Source organism: Streptomyces sp. JLSY215 (assembly GCF_059682825.1).
In genome coordinates this window covers 6792652-6805240 of sequence record NZ_CM185022.1, presented here as the reverse complement: position 1 = coordinate 6805240, position 12589 = coordinate 6792652, and the positions used below count along the sequence as shown (strand labels likewise).

At 75.8% G+C, this 12589-nt stretch carries 11 protein-coding genes and 2 pseudogenes; 5 read left to right on the top strand and 8 right to left on the bottom strand.

All coding sequences use genetic code 11. From position 1 onward, the window contains the following. The first annotated feature begins 133 nt into the window (after nt 1-133). On the top strand, nt 134-448 hold the full coding sequence (locus AC5677_RS30280; RefSeq protein ID WP_497191050.1) for a hypothetical protein: 315 nt from the start codon (nt 134-136) through the stop codon (nt 446-448). Here the strand turns inward: AC5677_RS30280 and AC5677_RS30275 are convergent. Continuing rightward, nucleotides 413-1801: a hypothetical protein gene (locus AC5677_RS30275; protein WP_497196815.1), complete on the bottom strand. Its 1389-nt coding sequence runs from the start codon at nt 1799-1801 to the stop codon at nt 413-415. The two genes, AC5677_RS30280 and AC5677_RS30275, sit on opposite strands and share 36 nt — an antisense overlap. A 180-nt stretch (nt 1802-1981) precedes the next feature. On the opposite strand from AC5677_RS30275, the gene AC5677_RS30270 reads away from it, so the two are divergent. Together AC5677_RS30270 and AC5677_RS30265 are read left to right on the top strand one after the other, a co-directional pair. Next, the gene (locus tag AC5677_RS30270; RefSeq protein ID WP_497196814.1) at nt 1982-3238 is read left to right on the top strand and encodes a molybdopterin-dependent oxidoreductase; all 1257 of its coding nucleotides are present in this window, start codon (nt 1982-1984) and stop codon (nt 3236-3238) included. 107 nt (nt 3239-3345) lie between these two features. After that, the gene (locus tag AC5677_RS30265; protein WP_497196813.1) at nt 3346-3828 is read left to right on the top strand and encodes a hypothetical protein; all 483 of its coding nucleotides are present in this window, start codon (nt 3346-3348) and stop codon (nt 3826-3828) included. A gap of 206 nt (nt 3829-4034) precedes the next feature. On the opposite strand, the pseudogene AC5677_RS30260 reads toward AC5677_RS30265, so the two are convergent. The 4 genes and pseudogenes from AC5677_RS30260 to AC5677_RS30245 form a co-directional block, all read right to left on the bottom strand. Next, nucleotides 4035-4472, bottom strand: a pseudogene (locus AC5677_RS30260) (methyltransferase domain-containing protein); the annotation flags it as partial. After that, the gene (locus AC5677_RS30255) at nt 4469-5146 is read right to left on the bottom strand and encodes a TIGR04282 family arsenosugar biosynthesis glycosyltransferase (protein ID WP_497191049.1); all 678 of its coding nucleotides are present in this window, start codon (nt 5144-5146) and stop codon (nt 4469-4471) included. The gene AC5677_RS30255 and the pseudogene AC5677_RS30260, both read right to left, overlap by 4 nt. Next, nucleotides 5143-5835 carry a glycosyltransferase family 2 protein gene (locus AC5677_RS30250; protein WP_497196812.1) on the bottom strand — a complete coding sequence of 231 codons (693 nt, stop codon included), beginning with the start codon at nt 5833-5835 and terminating at the stop codon, nt 5143-5145. The genes AC5677_RS30255 and AC5677_RS30250 overlap by 4 nt, the downstream gene beginning before the upstream one ends. Before the next feature lie 51 nt (nt 5836-5886). Further along, a pseudogene (locus tag AC5677_RS30245) lies at nt 5887-6930 on the bottom strand (NAD-dependent epimerase/dehydratase family protein); the annotation flags it as partial. A gap of 209 nt (nt 6931-7139) precedes the next feature. On the opposite strand from AC5677_RS30245, the gene AC5677_RS30240 reads away from it, so the two are divergent. Then, a complete protein-coding gene (locus tag AC5677_RS30240) occupies nt 7140-8237 on the top strand; it encodes a PP2C family protein-serine/threonine phosphatase (RefSeq protein WP_497191048.1) in 1098 nt (365 codons plus the stop codon). A gap of 404 nt (nt 8238-8641) precedes the next feature. Beyond that, complete coding sequence (locus tag AC5677_RS30235; protein ID WP_497191047.1) at nt 8642-9133, top strand: HPP family protein; 492 nt, start codon at nt 8642-8644, stop codon at nt 9131-9133. A 25-nt stretch (nt 9134-9158) separates the two neighbouring features. Here AC5677_RS30235 and AC5677_RS30230 read toward each other — a convergent pair whose 3' ends face one another. Genes AC5677_RS30230 through pcaB form a run of 3 tightly spaced genes read right to left on the bottom strand, consistent with a single transcriptional unit; the run spans nt 9159 to nt 12570 of the window. Further along, nucleotides 9159-10358, bottom strand: coding sequence for a 4-hydroxybenzoate 3-monooxygenase (locus AC5677_RS30230; RefSeq protein ID WP_497191046.1), 1200 nt, complete (start codon nt 10356-10358; stop codon nt 9159-9161). Beyond that, entirely contained in the window at nt 10355-11185 is an 831-nt protein-coding gene (locus tag AC5677_RS30225) for an alpha/beta fold hydrolase (protein WP_497191045.1), read from the bottom strand. Before AC5677_RS30225 ends, AC5677_RS30230 begins: the two co-directional genes overlap by 4 nt. After that, nucleotides 11182-12570, bottom strand: a complete 1389-nt coding sequence (gene pcaB, locus AC5677_RS30220; protein WP_497196811.1) for a 3-carboxy-cis,cis-muconate cycloisomerase — start codon at nt 12568-12570, stop codon at nt 11182-11184. The genes AC5677_RS30225 and pcaB overlap by 4 nt, the downstream gene beginning before the upstream one ends. Nucleotides 12571-12589: the final 19 nt, after the last annotated feature.

Genomic DNA, 12589 nt, shown 5'->3' with positions numbered 1-12589 from the left:
GGGGCCGTACGGGCGGCATCGGGCGCCCGCGGTCCGCACACTCCGCGCTTGCCGTTGCACGGCGCAATAATGGAGAGATGCGGTACGGATCCGTGCCCGGCGCGCAGGTGTGCGGGGCGCGGGAAAGGCAGTGGTGACCATGGACAGGGACGCCGAGACCGTTCACGAAGCGTATTCGTTCGTCTGCCTGCACTGCGGATACGCGTGGGAGCAGGAGTACGAGATCCGGCACTCCACGGATCTGGCCGGGCAGCGGCGGACCGACTACTTCGCCGGGGGCCGCCACGTCGCCTCGCCGCTGACCCGCGCGGACTGTCCGGCGTGCAACCGCGGGCCGCTGCGGATCCTGCGCCCCGGACGGGTGAAGGCGTCGCGGTCGCTGTTCGCGTGGTCCAGCTACCCCGACTGGTCGTCACCATCCGGTGTACAGAAGGTGGTTGACGAGTAGCGGCAGGACGGCCTGGGCCGTCAGCCAGTGGCGATGCCGGGCGGCGGGCAGCAGCGCGGCCGCGGGCAGCAGCCAGACGGCGAACGGCAGCCAGATGCGTTCGGTCTCCGCCTTGCTCATGCCGGAGAGGTCGGCGGCGAGCAGGGTGACCAGGGCGGCCAGGGTGAGCAGGACCAGCCGGTCGGCGGCCGTACCCGGGGGTGCCTGACGCAGCCGCCGCAGGGCCGGGGGTGCCGCCGCCAGGGCGTGCCGGAGACCGGCCACGGTCGCGAGGCCGGTGATCAGGACGGCGCAGGCGAGATTGCCCCAGATCCAGTACGCATACGGGCGGACCGCCGCGGCGCCCTGGTAGTAGCGCTCGACCAGGAGGCGGTAGCCCTCCCACCAGTTGAATCCCGCGAGGGTGAAGGCGGCCGCGACGGCCGCCGCTCCGGAAAGGAACAGGGGCAGCGGGCGGAGGGTGCGGTTCATCAGCAGGATCGCCGCGGCGATGAGGGCGATGAGGGTGAGGCCGTAGGAGAGGTAGCAGGTGAGGCCGAAGAGGAGGCCCGCGGCGAGGGCGGCCGCCGCCGGGGCGCGCACCGAGCGGGTCGCGGCGAGCGCCAGGAGGGCGAGGGCCCAGGCGGCGACGGCGGCGAAGTAGCCGTCCGCGGAGGTGCCGATCCAGACCGCGGCCGGGGCCAGGACGAGGAAGGGCGCGGCCCGGCGCGCGACCGGCTCGTCGGCGAGGGCGCGCAGGGCGATCAGCGCGGCGGCCGCGGCGGAGCTGCCGAGGGTCAGACACCAGATGCCGGCCCAGGCGCCGCCGCCCAGGCCGATGCGGTCGAGGCCGACGAAGGTGAGGACGGCGGCCGGCGGGTGACCGGCGACGTGGGCGGGCCAGGAGTCCGGGCCGTGGTGGAGCAGGATGTGGTGGGTGAAGTCGCGCAGCGCCGGGCCGAGGCGGTCGAAGCGGTGGATGACCGTCAGGTACTCGTACGCGGTGGTGAGGCGGTTGGCGATGCCGGTCCGGAAGCCGTCGATCAGGGCCAGCGACCAGATCCAGGCCATCGAGGCGAGCCAGCCGGTGAGGACGAGGGCGCGCCAGGGCAGGCGGGCGGCCAGCGGGGGTCCATAGGCGATGACGAGGACGGCGACGGTGAGCGCGGCGGGGCTGCCGGGGCCGAGGTGCGGGAACCATGAGGCGTACAGCGGGGGCCAGTTGACACGCAGATTGCCGGTGGTGCGCTGGATGACGGTGCCGACGACGGCGGCGGCCGTGACGAGGAGGACGCCGGCGGCGGCGGCCAGCAGATCGGCGCGGCACACGCGGCGTTCTTCGCCGGACGCACGGCGGGCCGCGCGGGGCGTCACACGAGGGGGCAGACGAGGGGTCACACCGGAACGCTAGGGCGCCGACGGGCCGTCACGGCTGCTCTGTCGCAGCGACGTCAGGGTTTCGTCATGGGTCGTAGCCTCCTGGCGGCATCGGTTGCGGCATACCGTCGGAGCGCGGCGGGGCACCCCCGTCGCACGACCCGTCGAGGACACATGATGCGTGCCCGTCTCCCCGTGCCCACTCCCCCTACCTCGCCGTCGTTCTGGCGCAGTCCGCGGCGCGGCCCCCGGCTGACGGCGCTGCTCGGTGTCGTGCTGCTGGCCGGTATCACGCTGCTGTTCGTGACCGGGCTGCTGTCGTACGCCGCGTACAACCCGGATCTGGCCGGCGGGGTCAACGACAAGACACCGGACAAGGGTCTGTTGGGCTTCTATCTGTTCGCCTGGCCGACCGGTCCGCGCTGGCTCTACCGGCTCACCCAGGGGCTGCATGTCACCCTCGGCATCGCGCTGGTGCCGATCCTGCTGGCGAAGCTGTGGTCGGTGATCCCGAAGCTGTTCACGCTGCCGCCCGCCCGGTCGCCGGGCCATGCGCTGGAGCGGCTGTCGTTGCTGCTGCTGGTCGGCGGTGCGCTGTTCGAGTTCGTCACCGGGATCCTCAACATCCAGCTGGACTACCTCTTCCCCGGGTCGTTCTATGCGCTGCACTTCTACGGGGCGTGGGTGTTCATCGGCGCGTTCGTCGCGCATGTGGTGCTGCGGCTGCCGCGCACGGTGCGGGCGCTGCGGGAGCGTACGGACCCCGCCGCCGAGGCCGATGACACGGGGCTGGTCGCGGCCCGGCCGGCCGCGCCGACCGTATCGCGGCGCGGCGCGCTGTGGCTGGTCGGCGGCGGATCGCTGGTGCTGCTCGCGACGACGGCGGGGCAGAGCATCGGGGGGTGGTGGCGGCGTACGGCGCTGCTGGCGCCGCACGGTGGCGCGGACCCCGGGAGCGGCCCGAACGGCTTCCAGATCAACAAGACCGCCGCGTACGCCGGGATCCGGCCGCAGGACACCGGTGACGACTGGCGGCTGACGGTCGAGGGCGGCGGCCGGCGGGTGCGGCTGAGCCGCGCCGAGCTGCTGCGGCTGCCCCAGCATGCGGCGGCGCTGCCGATCGCCTGTGTCGAGGGCTGGTCGACGGACGATCAGCTGTGGAGCGGGGTGCGGCTGCGCGATCTCGCCGCGCTGGTGGGGCTGGGTGAGCGGCCGCCGGATGTGGTGGTGGAGTCGCTCCAGCTGCACGGGGCGTTCCGGCGGGCGGCGCTGCGCGCCAACCAGGTGCGGGACGGGCGGGCGCTGCTCGCGCTGCGGGTGGGCGGCGCGGAGCTGTCCGAGGACCACGGCTATCCGGCGCGGATCATCGTCCCGGCGGCGCCCGGGGTGCTCAACACCAAGTGGGTGGCGCGGCTGACGTTCGGGGAGCTGTGATGGCGCGGCGGGTACGGGCGGCGGCACTGCGGGCATCGCTGTGGGCGTGGCTGCGGCGGATCGGGCGGCGCCACTGGTACGGCGAGGGGGCGCTGCATCTGCTGCTGATGCTCGCCTCGTTCGCGCTCACCGGGTATGCGGCGGTGCGGCTGCTGGCCGGGGCGCAGTGGCCGCTGGTGGTGGTGTGGTTCGTCGGGGCGGCGCTGGTGCACGATCTGGTGCTGCTGCCGCTGTATTCCCTTGCCGACCGGGCGGTGTGCGCGGCCACCGCGGGGGCGGGGCGGCACCGCGCGTGGACGGCGTATGTGCGGGTGCCCGCCATGCTGTCGGGGCTGTTGCTGCTGGTGTGGTTTCCGCTGATCGCGGGCTCGGCGGGGGTCCCGGCCGGGGCGGCGGAGCGCTACGAGTTGGTCACCGGCCTGCCCGGTGAGGCGTTTCTCGCCCGCTGGCTGCTGATCACGGCGGTGCTGTGCGCGCTGTCGGCCCTGTTGCTGGTGGGCGGTGCGGCGGCGCCTTGGCTGCGCGGGGCGGCGGCGCGGGCGCGGCGGCGCAGGGCCACGAAGCGGCGCTCGGCGCCCTCCGACCGCTGATCCCCGGGCTCCGGCACGCTCCAGCGCTCCACCGGCGCCCAGCCGGCGGCGGCCGCGTACCGCAGCAGCGCGGGCGTGCCCACCCGGGCCCACGGGAACAGTCCGCCCGCCTCGCGGCGCCCGCCGTACCCGCCGTCGACCCGCACCCGGACCCGCTCGTCGACGTCCTCTGCCGTGGTCTCCACGAGGAGCAGCCCGCGCGTCGCGAGCAGTTCGGCGATCCGCAGCAGCAGGGCACGGGGGTCGCCGCCGATGCCGATATTGCCGTCGAGCAGCAGCGCGGTGCCCCAACTCCCCTCGTCCGGAAGGGAGTCGAAGACCGAACGGCACAGGGCGGTGCCGCCGGTCGCCGCCGTACGGGCCACCGCGGCCTCGCTCACATCGATGCCGAGCGCCCGGCGGCCCTGGGCGGCGAGGGCGGCGACGAGCCGGCCGGGGCCGCAGCCGATGTCGAGGACCGGGCCCTCGCAGCGGCGCAGCGCCGACAGATCGGCGGCGTCCGCCCCGGCGCACCAGCGCTCGACGTCCAGGGGCAGCAGCCAGCCGTCGGGGCGGCGCAGGAACAGCGGGCCGCGGCCGCTGCGCAGCGCTTCGGCGTACGGGTCGGCGCCCCAGGCCGGGGCGGTGTGGGCGGTGCCGCTCATCGTTCGGTGACCGCCGTCAGCCGGGCGAGGGCGGCGGCGAACCGTCCGCCGGGTGCGGCGGCCGCGACGCGTTCGGCGTCGGCGGCGGTGTCGACATCGCACAGCGGCGGCAGGTCCCGCACCCGGAGGCCGGCGCCGGTGAGCCGGGCGCGCTGAGTGGCGCCGGTGTGCGGGGTGGACATCGGGACGCCGCGGAGCAGCCGGGGGTCGGGCTCGGCCAGGCCGAGCGCCCAGAAGCCGCCGTCCTCGGCCGGGCCGAACCAGGCGTCGCAGCGCTGCCAGGCGTCCGGTGCCAGGGCGGGGGCGAGGAGTTCGGCGGTGACCTGGGGGGTGTCCATGCCGAGGAGCAGGGTCGGGCCGGGGCTGTCGGCGAAGGCCGCGGCGAGCCGTTCGTCGAGGCCGCCGGAGCACTGCGGCCGGATCTCGAAGCCGGCGGGCAGCCAGGCGCCGGGGCGTCCGTCGAGGACGAGGACGCGGCGGCGGGCGGGCATGGTGCGGACGGCCTGGAGGGTGTCGCGCAGGGCGGCCTCGGCCAGTTGGGCGGCCTCGTCGGGCGTATAGGGCGGGGTGAGCCGGGTTTTGACCCGGCCGGGGACGGGTTCCTTGGCGATGACCAGGACCGTGGTCGGCCCCTCGGCGGCGGGCGGTGCGTCGCCGGTGCGCTGGTCGCTCATCGGGCCGCCTCCTGCGTCCCGGTCTCCGCACCGGGCACGGGCGGCGGCTGCCGCAGCACGCCGCGCATATCGCGTACCGCGTGCCAGGTGCCGCGCCAGGTGCCGGTGACCTTGGAGCGGCCGGTGCGCGGGCGGTAGGGGACGTCGCGTTCGGCGATGCGCCAGCCGGCGTCGGCGGCCCGTACGACCATCTGGAGCGGATAGCCGCTGCGGCGGTCGGTGAGGCCGAGGCCGAGCAGGGCGGTGCGGCGGGCGGCGCGCAGCGGGCCGAGGTCGTGCAGGGTCAGGCCGGTGCGGCGGCGCAGCATGCGGGTCAGTGCGAGGTTGCCGAGCCGGGCGTGCGGGGGCCAGGCGCCGCGGCCCTGCGGGCGCCGGCGGCCCAGGACGAGGTCGTGCCGGCCGTCCTGTACGGCCCGGACGAACGGGGTGAGCAGGCCGGGGTCGAGGGAGGCGTCGCAGTCGCAGAAGCAGACGATGTCGGCGTCGGCGGCCAGCAGTCCGGCGTGGCAGGCGGCGCCGAAGCCGCGGCGCGGTTCGTGGACGACGGTGGCGCCGAGGTCGCGGGCGACTTCGGCGGAACCGTCCGTGGAGCCGTTGTCGACGACGATCGCCCGCCAGCCGTCCGGGATGCGGGCCAGGACCCAGGGCAGCGCGGCGGCCTCGTCCAGGCAGGGGAGGACGACGTCCACCGGGGCCGGGGCCGGGCGCGGGGCGGTGCGGGCCGGGGCTGCCGGGGCGGCCCGCAGCCCGTCCCGGGCGAACTCGGCCATGCCGTCGGCGAATCGGGTCCGGGCCCGCCAGCCGAGCTCGTCGGCGATCCGCCGCGACGACGCCGTGATGTGCCGGACGTCGCCGAGGCGGTACTCCCCCGTCACGACCGGCTCCGGCCCGCCGTACGCCCGTGCCAGCGTCTGAGCCATCTCCCCCACGGTGTGCGGCTCTCCGCTGCCGGTGTTGTACGCGGTCAGCGTCCCGGCATCCCGGCCCGCCAGGGCCTCCAGCGCCACCGCGTTGGCCGCGGCGACATCCCGTACGTGCACGAAGTCCCGCCGCTGGCCGCCGTCCTCGTACACGGTGGGTGCCTGGCCGCGGGCCAGCGCCGAGCGGAAGAAGGAGGCCACGCCGGCGTAGGGGGTGTCGCGGGGCATGCCGGGCCCGTAGACGTTGTGGTAGCGCAGCGCGATGGCGCGGCCGCCGGTGGCCCGCGTCCAGGAGGCGGCCAGATGTTCCTGGGCGAGTTTGGTCGTCGCGTACACATTGCGCGGGTCGACGGGCGCGTCCTCGCCGACGAGTCCGGGGCGCAGCGGCGCACCGCAGACGGGGCAGCGCGGCTCGAACCGCCCGGCGTCCAGGTCCGCCGGCGTACGGGGCCCCGGCCGCACCACCGCGTGTTCGGGGCAGGTGTAGCGGCCCTCCCCGTAGACCACCATTGACCCGGCGAGCACCAGGGCGCCGACCTCGGCCGCGGCCATCTCGGCGAGGAGTACGGCGGTGCCCAGGTCGTTGCAGCCGACGTAGTCGGGCGCGTCCGCGAAGTCCTTGCCCAGGCCCACCAGCGCCGCCTGGTGGCAGACCGCGTCCACGCCGCGCAGGGCCTCGGCGACGGCCGCCCGGTCGCGGACGTCCGCGACGATACGGCGCGTGCCCGGCCGTGGCGGGGGCGGTTCGGGGTGGGCCGACGGCAGCAGCGCGTCGAGGACGACGGGTTCGTGTCCGCGCTCCGCCAGCGCCGCGACGACCTGCGATCCGATGAATCCGGCGCCGCCGGTGACCAGTACACGCATGCCGGTCACGCTAAGCGCGGCGGGGCGTCGCGGCCCGTCCGGCGGGCGGTGCGTCATGGGTCCGTAAGATCCCCGGCCCGGCGGCCGGCCGCCCGTGGCGGTCCCTGGACGGCGATTTGATAACAGAGCGGCATGACGGTATTTCGGTCCGGCATATCACGCATATGCTCAGGTCGGGGGCGGTTTCCCCCCGCATGCTGCCGCATCAGATGACCCCGTCGGAGTACACCTTGGCCGTGTCCCATACCGAGCAGTGCACCGGCTCCCGGGTGCTGTTCGCGCTCCCGTATGCCGTGATGGCCGCGGTCTGTGCGGGGGACCTGATGGCGGGCCCCGGGCTCGGGCTGCTGCCGCTCGTCTCCCTCGGGCCCGCGTTCGCCGGGCTGGTCGGCGGCTGGCGGCGTACGGCCCTGGTCGGGCTGATCGCGGCCGTCCTCTGTGTCGCCCTGGGCGTCTACAGCGACCTGCTCGAAGGACGGCGGGGACTGACCGCGCTCCTCACGGTGGCCGGGGTCACCGCGGCGGGCGTGCTGGCCGCGCTGATGCGTCAGCGCCGCGAGGCGGAACTGGCCAGCGTCCGGTCGATCGCCGAGGTCGCCCAGCGCGTCCTGCTGCGCCCGGTCCCGCGCGGCGCGGGACCGCTGGTGATCGCCGTCTCCTACACGTCGGCGGTGGCCGAGGCCCGGATCGGCGGGGACCTGTACGAGGTGGTGACCTCGCCCGGCGGCGTACGGATGATCGTCGGCGATGTGCAGGGCAAGGGGCTGGAGGCGGTGGAGACCGCGGCGGTGGTGCTCGGCGCGTTCCGCGAGGCGGCGCACGACGAACCCGACCTGTCCGCGGTCGGCGAGCGGGTGGAGCGCGCGCTGAACCGGCATCTGGCGGGCGAGCGCTTCGTCACCGCCGTGCTGGCCGAGGTCGGCGACGGCCCGCACGCCACCCTCCTCAACTTCGGCCACCCGGCACCCCTCGTCGTCCGCCCCAGCGGCGCGGTCGCCTTCGCCGCCCCGCCCGACCGCGCCCTCCCGCTCGGCCTCTCCGACCAGGTCGCCGATCCGCCGCGCCCCTACGCGCTGCCGTTCGCCCCCGGCGACCAGCTGCTCTTCTACACCGACGGCGTCACCGAGGCGCGCGATGCGGCGGGCCGCTTCTACCCTCTCGACGAACGCGCCGCCCTCCTCAAGGACCCCGACCCCGAGGGGGCGTTGCACGCGGTGCGGGAGGATCTCGTCGAGCATGTCGAGGGGCCGCTGCACGACGATGCGGCGATGCTGCTGGTGCGCTACCGGGACGGGCACGGGGACTGACCGGCCTCGTGGGAGCACCCGGTGGAACAGGAACCCGCCGTCGGAGTACGGGTGCGGGTCGACCCCGCCGGAGCTGACGACCGCGAGCCGGCGCACCCGGTGCCGTGTCATCGCGGCGACGATATGGGCCACGTCGCGCGCATAGGTGGTGATCGGCTCCTTCCCCGGGGGCACGCCGAGCGTCGGCAGCACCGCATCCCGTTCCGCCGCGGCGGCATCGACGGCTGCCGGGTGACATGGCGGGGAAAAGTTGCGTACGACCGGGTCGCGGGGGTCCGGTGGGCGCTGGGGCAGCCCTCTGTCCGAGATGTCCGGCGCCTTGCCCACGAGGCAAGACGTTCATCCGTCATTCAACAATTTGTTTATGATCTGGGGTCCTCGCCCACCCTGCCGGAGCCCACCGCATGCCCACACCCCTGCCCGCCGCCACCCCCAGGCCGCGCCCGCTGCACGTACTGCGGGCCACCGCCTTCGCCATCGGTGCCCTGCTCCTGCTGGTCGGTGTGGGGGTGTTGCTGCACGAGCCGCTGCTGATCCCGCCGCTGGCGGCCAGCGCGGCACTGGTGCACGGGGCCCCCGGGCTGCCGATCTCCCAGCCGCGCAACCTGGTCGGCGGGCAGCTGCTCTCCGCCGTGATCGGCTTCGGCACCCTGGCGGTGACCGGGAGCAACGGCTGGGGCGCGGCGGTGGCCGCCGGGATCTCGCTGGGCGCCATGATGCTCACCCACCTCTCCCACTCCCCGGCCGCCGCCACCGCGGTGATCGTGGTGCTGCAGGCCCCGCATCCGGTGCCGTTCCTCCCCCTGCTCGCGCTGGCCACGGCGCTGCTGGTGGCGATCGGCCTGCTGCCGGGCCGCATCGGCGGGCATCCCGTCCGCTACCCGGTCGCCTGGTGAACCGGGCGTTCCCCCGCAGGTCCGGTCACACCAGCGGCAGTCCCGTGTAGTTCTCCGCCAGTTCGGCCGCGGCATGCGGTGACGTGGCGATGCGGTCGAGCTGGGAGAGCTGGAGCCGGGTCTCGAAGGGGCTCTGGTCCGGGTCGGTGTGCAGCGTGGCGGTCATGAAGGACGAGAAGTGCTCGGCACGCCAGACGCGGCGCAGACAGGTGGCGGAGTAGGCGTCGAGGAGGTCCGTCGAGCCGGTGCGGTGCAGGTGGGCGAGGGCGCGGGCGAGCACGGTGACATCGGCGACGGCGAGGTTGAGGCCCTTGGCGCCGGTGGGCGGGACGATGTGCGCGGCGTCCCCGGCCAGCAGGAGGCGGCCGTAGCGCATCGGTTCGGTGACCGAGCTGCGCATGGGGAGGACGGAGGTGGCGGTGATCGGGCCGCGTTCCAGCTTCCACGGGGTGCCGCGGGAGGTGTCGAGGGCCGCGCGGGTCTCCAGTTCGTCCCAGATGCGGTCGTCGGGCCAGTCGGCCGGGTCGGTGCCGTTGGGGACCTGGAGGTAGAGGCGGCTGACGGTGGGCGTGCGCATGCTGAAGAGGGCGAAGCCGCGTGCGGAGTGGGCGTAGATCAACTCGTCGGAGGACGGGGGGACCTCGGCGAGCACGCCGAGCCAGGAGTAGGGGTAGCTGCGCTCGTAGGTGCGGCGTTCGTGGGCGGGGACGGCGTGCCGGGCGACGCCGTGGAAGCCGTCGCAGCCGACGACGTAGTCACAGGTGAGGGTGTGTTCGCGGCCCTCGTGGCGGTAGCGGATGTGGGGGGTGCCGGTGGCCGCGCCGGACACGGCGAGCGCCTGGGCGCCGAACAGCAGGGGCGGTCCGGCGGCGAGCTGGAGGGATATGAGGTCCTTGACGACTTCCGTCTGGGCGTAGACGGTGACGCGGCGGCCGCCGGTCAGCGCGGGGAAGTCGAGGCGGTGGGCGCGCCGGTCGTAGCGCAGCTCGATGCCGTCGTGGACCAGGCCCTCCCGGTCCAGCCGCTCCCCGGCGCCGCAGGCGCGCAGCACATCGACGGTGCCCTGTTCGAGGATGCCGGCGCGCTGCCGCCGTTCGACGTAGGCGCGGTCGCGGCTCTCCAGGACGGTGCAGTCGATTCCGGAGCGGTGCAGGAGGCGGGCGAGCAGCAGGCCCGCGGGGCCGCCGCCGATGATGCCGACCGTGGTGTGGCGTGGGCGCGTCACCAGGGGGTTCCTTCCGTGAGGTGGGCGAGGAGGGCGGCGAGCACCGGGGCCGGGCGTTCGACCGTGGCCAGGTGGGCGGCCCGGGGGAGCTCCAGGAGGGTCGCGTCCGGGATGCCGTCGGCGAGTTCCCGGGCGTGCGGGGGCGGGGTGGCCGGGTCGGCGCGGCCCGCGATGACGAGGGTGGGGGCGGTGATACGGGGCAGGGCGGCGCGCAGGTCGTAGGCGGCGAGGGCGTCGCAGCAGGCGGCGTAACCCGCGGGCGAGACCGTACGGCGCAGCGCGTCGACCAGGGCGGTGGCCTGCGGGGACGCGGCGAAGGCGGGGGTGAACCAGCGGGTGGCGGCCGTATCGGCGACCGGGCCGGTGCCCCGCTCGCGGACGAGCGCGGCCCGCTCGTGCCAGGCGGCCGGCGCGCCGAAGCGGGCGGAGGAGCAGATCAGGGCGAGGGAGGCGAGGCGTTCGGGGTGGTGCGCGGCGAGCCAGGCTCCGACGGCGCCGCCGAGGGAGACGCCGGCGTAGGCGAAGCGGTCGATGCCGTGGGCGTCGGCGAGCGCCAGGACGCGGCGGGCGAGGCCGGGGACGGTGACGGTGACGGGGGGAGCCGGGGTGGCGGGGGTCGCGGTGGCAGGGGTCGCGGTGGCGCGCGGGGGGTCGTCGTGGCCGGGGAGGTTCCAGCGGAGGGTGCGGAACCGGCGGGCCAGGGCGGGTAGTTGGGGGTCCCACAGCCGGTGGGAGGTGCCGAGGGAGGGGCCCAGGATCAGCGGCGGGGCGTCGTCGGGGCCGTCCACGGTGTGGTGCGGGAGCGGGGCGGCGGATGCGGGGGTCATGGTGCGGGCTCCTGCGGGTGGGGCGCGGGGCGGGCCAGGACCCGGTCGACGAGGGGTCCGGCGGCGCCCAAGTAGGCGGTGGGGTCCAGGAGTTGGCGGAGGCGGTGCTCGGGGAGGACGTCGGGGCAGACCTCGGGGCCGAGGGCTTCGAACAGGTCGATGCCTTCCTCCGCGGCGCGGCGGGCCGCCGCGTCCAGCGTGCGGCGGGCCTCGGCGCGGCCCATCAGCGGGGTGAGGGCGGCGACGAGGCGTTCGCTGACCACCAGACCGCCGGTCGTGCCGAGGTTCTGCCGCATGCGGTGCGGGCGGACCCGCAGCGCCGCGGTCAGTTCGGCGGCGTCCCGCGCCGCGCCGCCCACCAGGCGCAGCGCCTCGCGCAGCGGCTGCCATTCGGCGTGCCAGGCTCCGGCCGGGCGCTCATCCTCGGCGACGAGGGACCCGTACAGCACCGCGGCCAGCGCCGGGACCTGGCGGGCGGCGGCCGCGATCAGGGTGGCGCGCACCGGGTTGGCCTTGTGCGGCATGGCGGACGATCCCCCGCCGCCGCCCTCGGCGAGTTCGCCGATCTCCGTGCGGGAGAGGGTCAGCACATCGGCCGCCATCTTGCCGAGGGCTCCCGCGGTGAAGGCGAGCGCGCCGGCGAGGTCGGCCACGGGGGTGCGCAAGGTGTGCCAGGGCAGGGCGGGTTCGGCGAGGCCGGTCTCGGCGGCGTAGGCGGCGAGGAGCCGGGTGGCGGGGCCGGGGCCGGTCCCGGCGTAGGCGCCGAACGCCGCGAGGGTGCCCGCGGCGCCGCCCAGTTGGGCGGGGAGCGCGGCGCGTACCGCGGCGAGCCGGTCGTCGGCGTCCAGGACGAGGCTGCGCCAGCCGGCGGCCTTGAGGCCGAAGGTGGTGGGCACCGCGTGCTGGGTGAGGGTGCGCCCGGCCATGGGGGTGTCGCGGTGCCCGGCGGCCATCCGGTGCAGCGCGTCGGCGGTGCGGCCCAGGTCGGCGCGGACGGCGTCCAGGGCGCGGGCGCTGACCAGCATGGTGGCGGTGTCCAGGATGTCCTGGCTGGTGGCGCCCCGGTGGACATGGGCGGCGGCGTCCGGGTCGCGGTCGGCGACGGCGGCGGTCAGATCGGCGACGAGCGGGACCACCGGGTTGCCGGCGGCGCGGGACCGCAGCGCGAGGTCTCCGGAGAGCGGGGCGGCCGCCGCCTCGGTGACGGCCGCGGCCGCCGCTTCCGTGGCGAGCCCTAGGGCCGCCTGGGCGCGGGTGAGCGCGGCCTCGGCGTCGAGCAGGGCGCGCAGATACGCCGCGTCCCCGGTGCGGTCGGCGACGGCGGAGCCGGCCCAGGAGGGGCTGAGCAGTCCCAGGTCGGCGGCGGGGCAGGGGGCTTGGGGCATCGGGTCCGGCGGCGGGCCC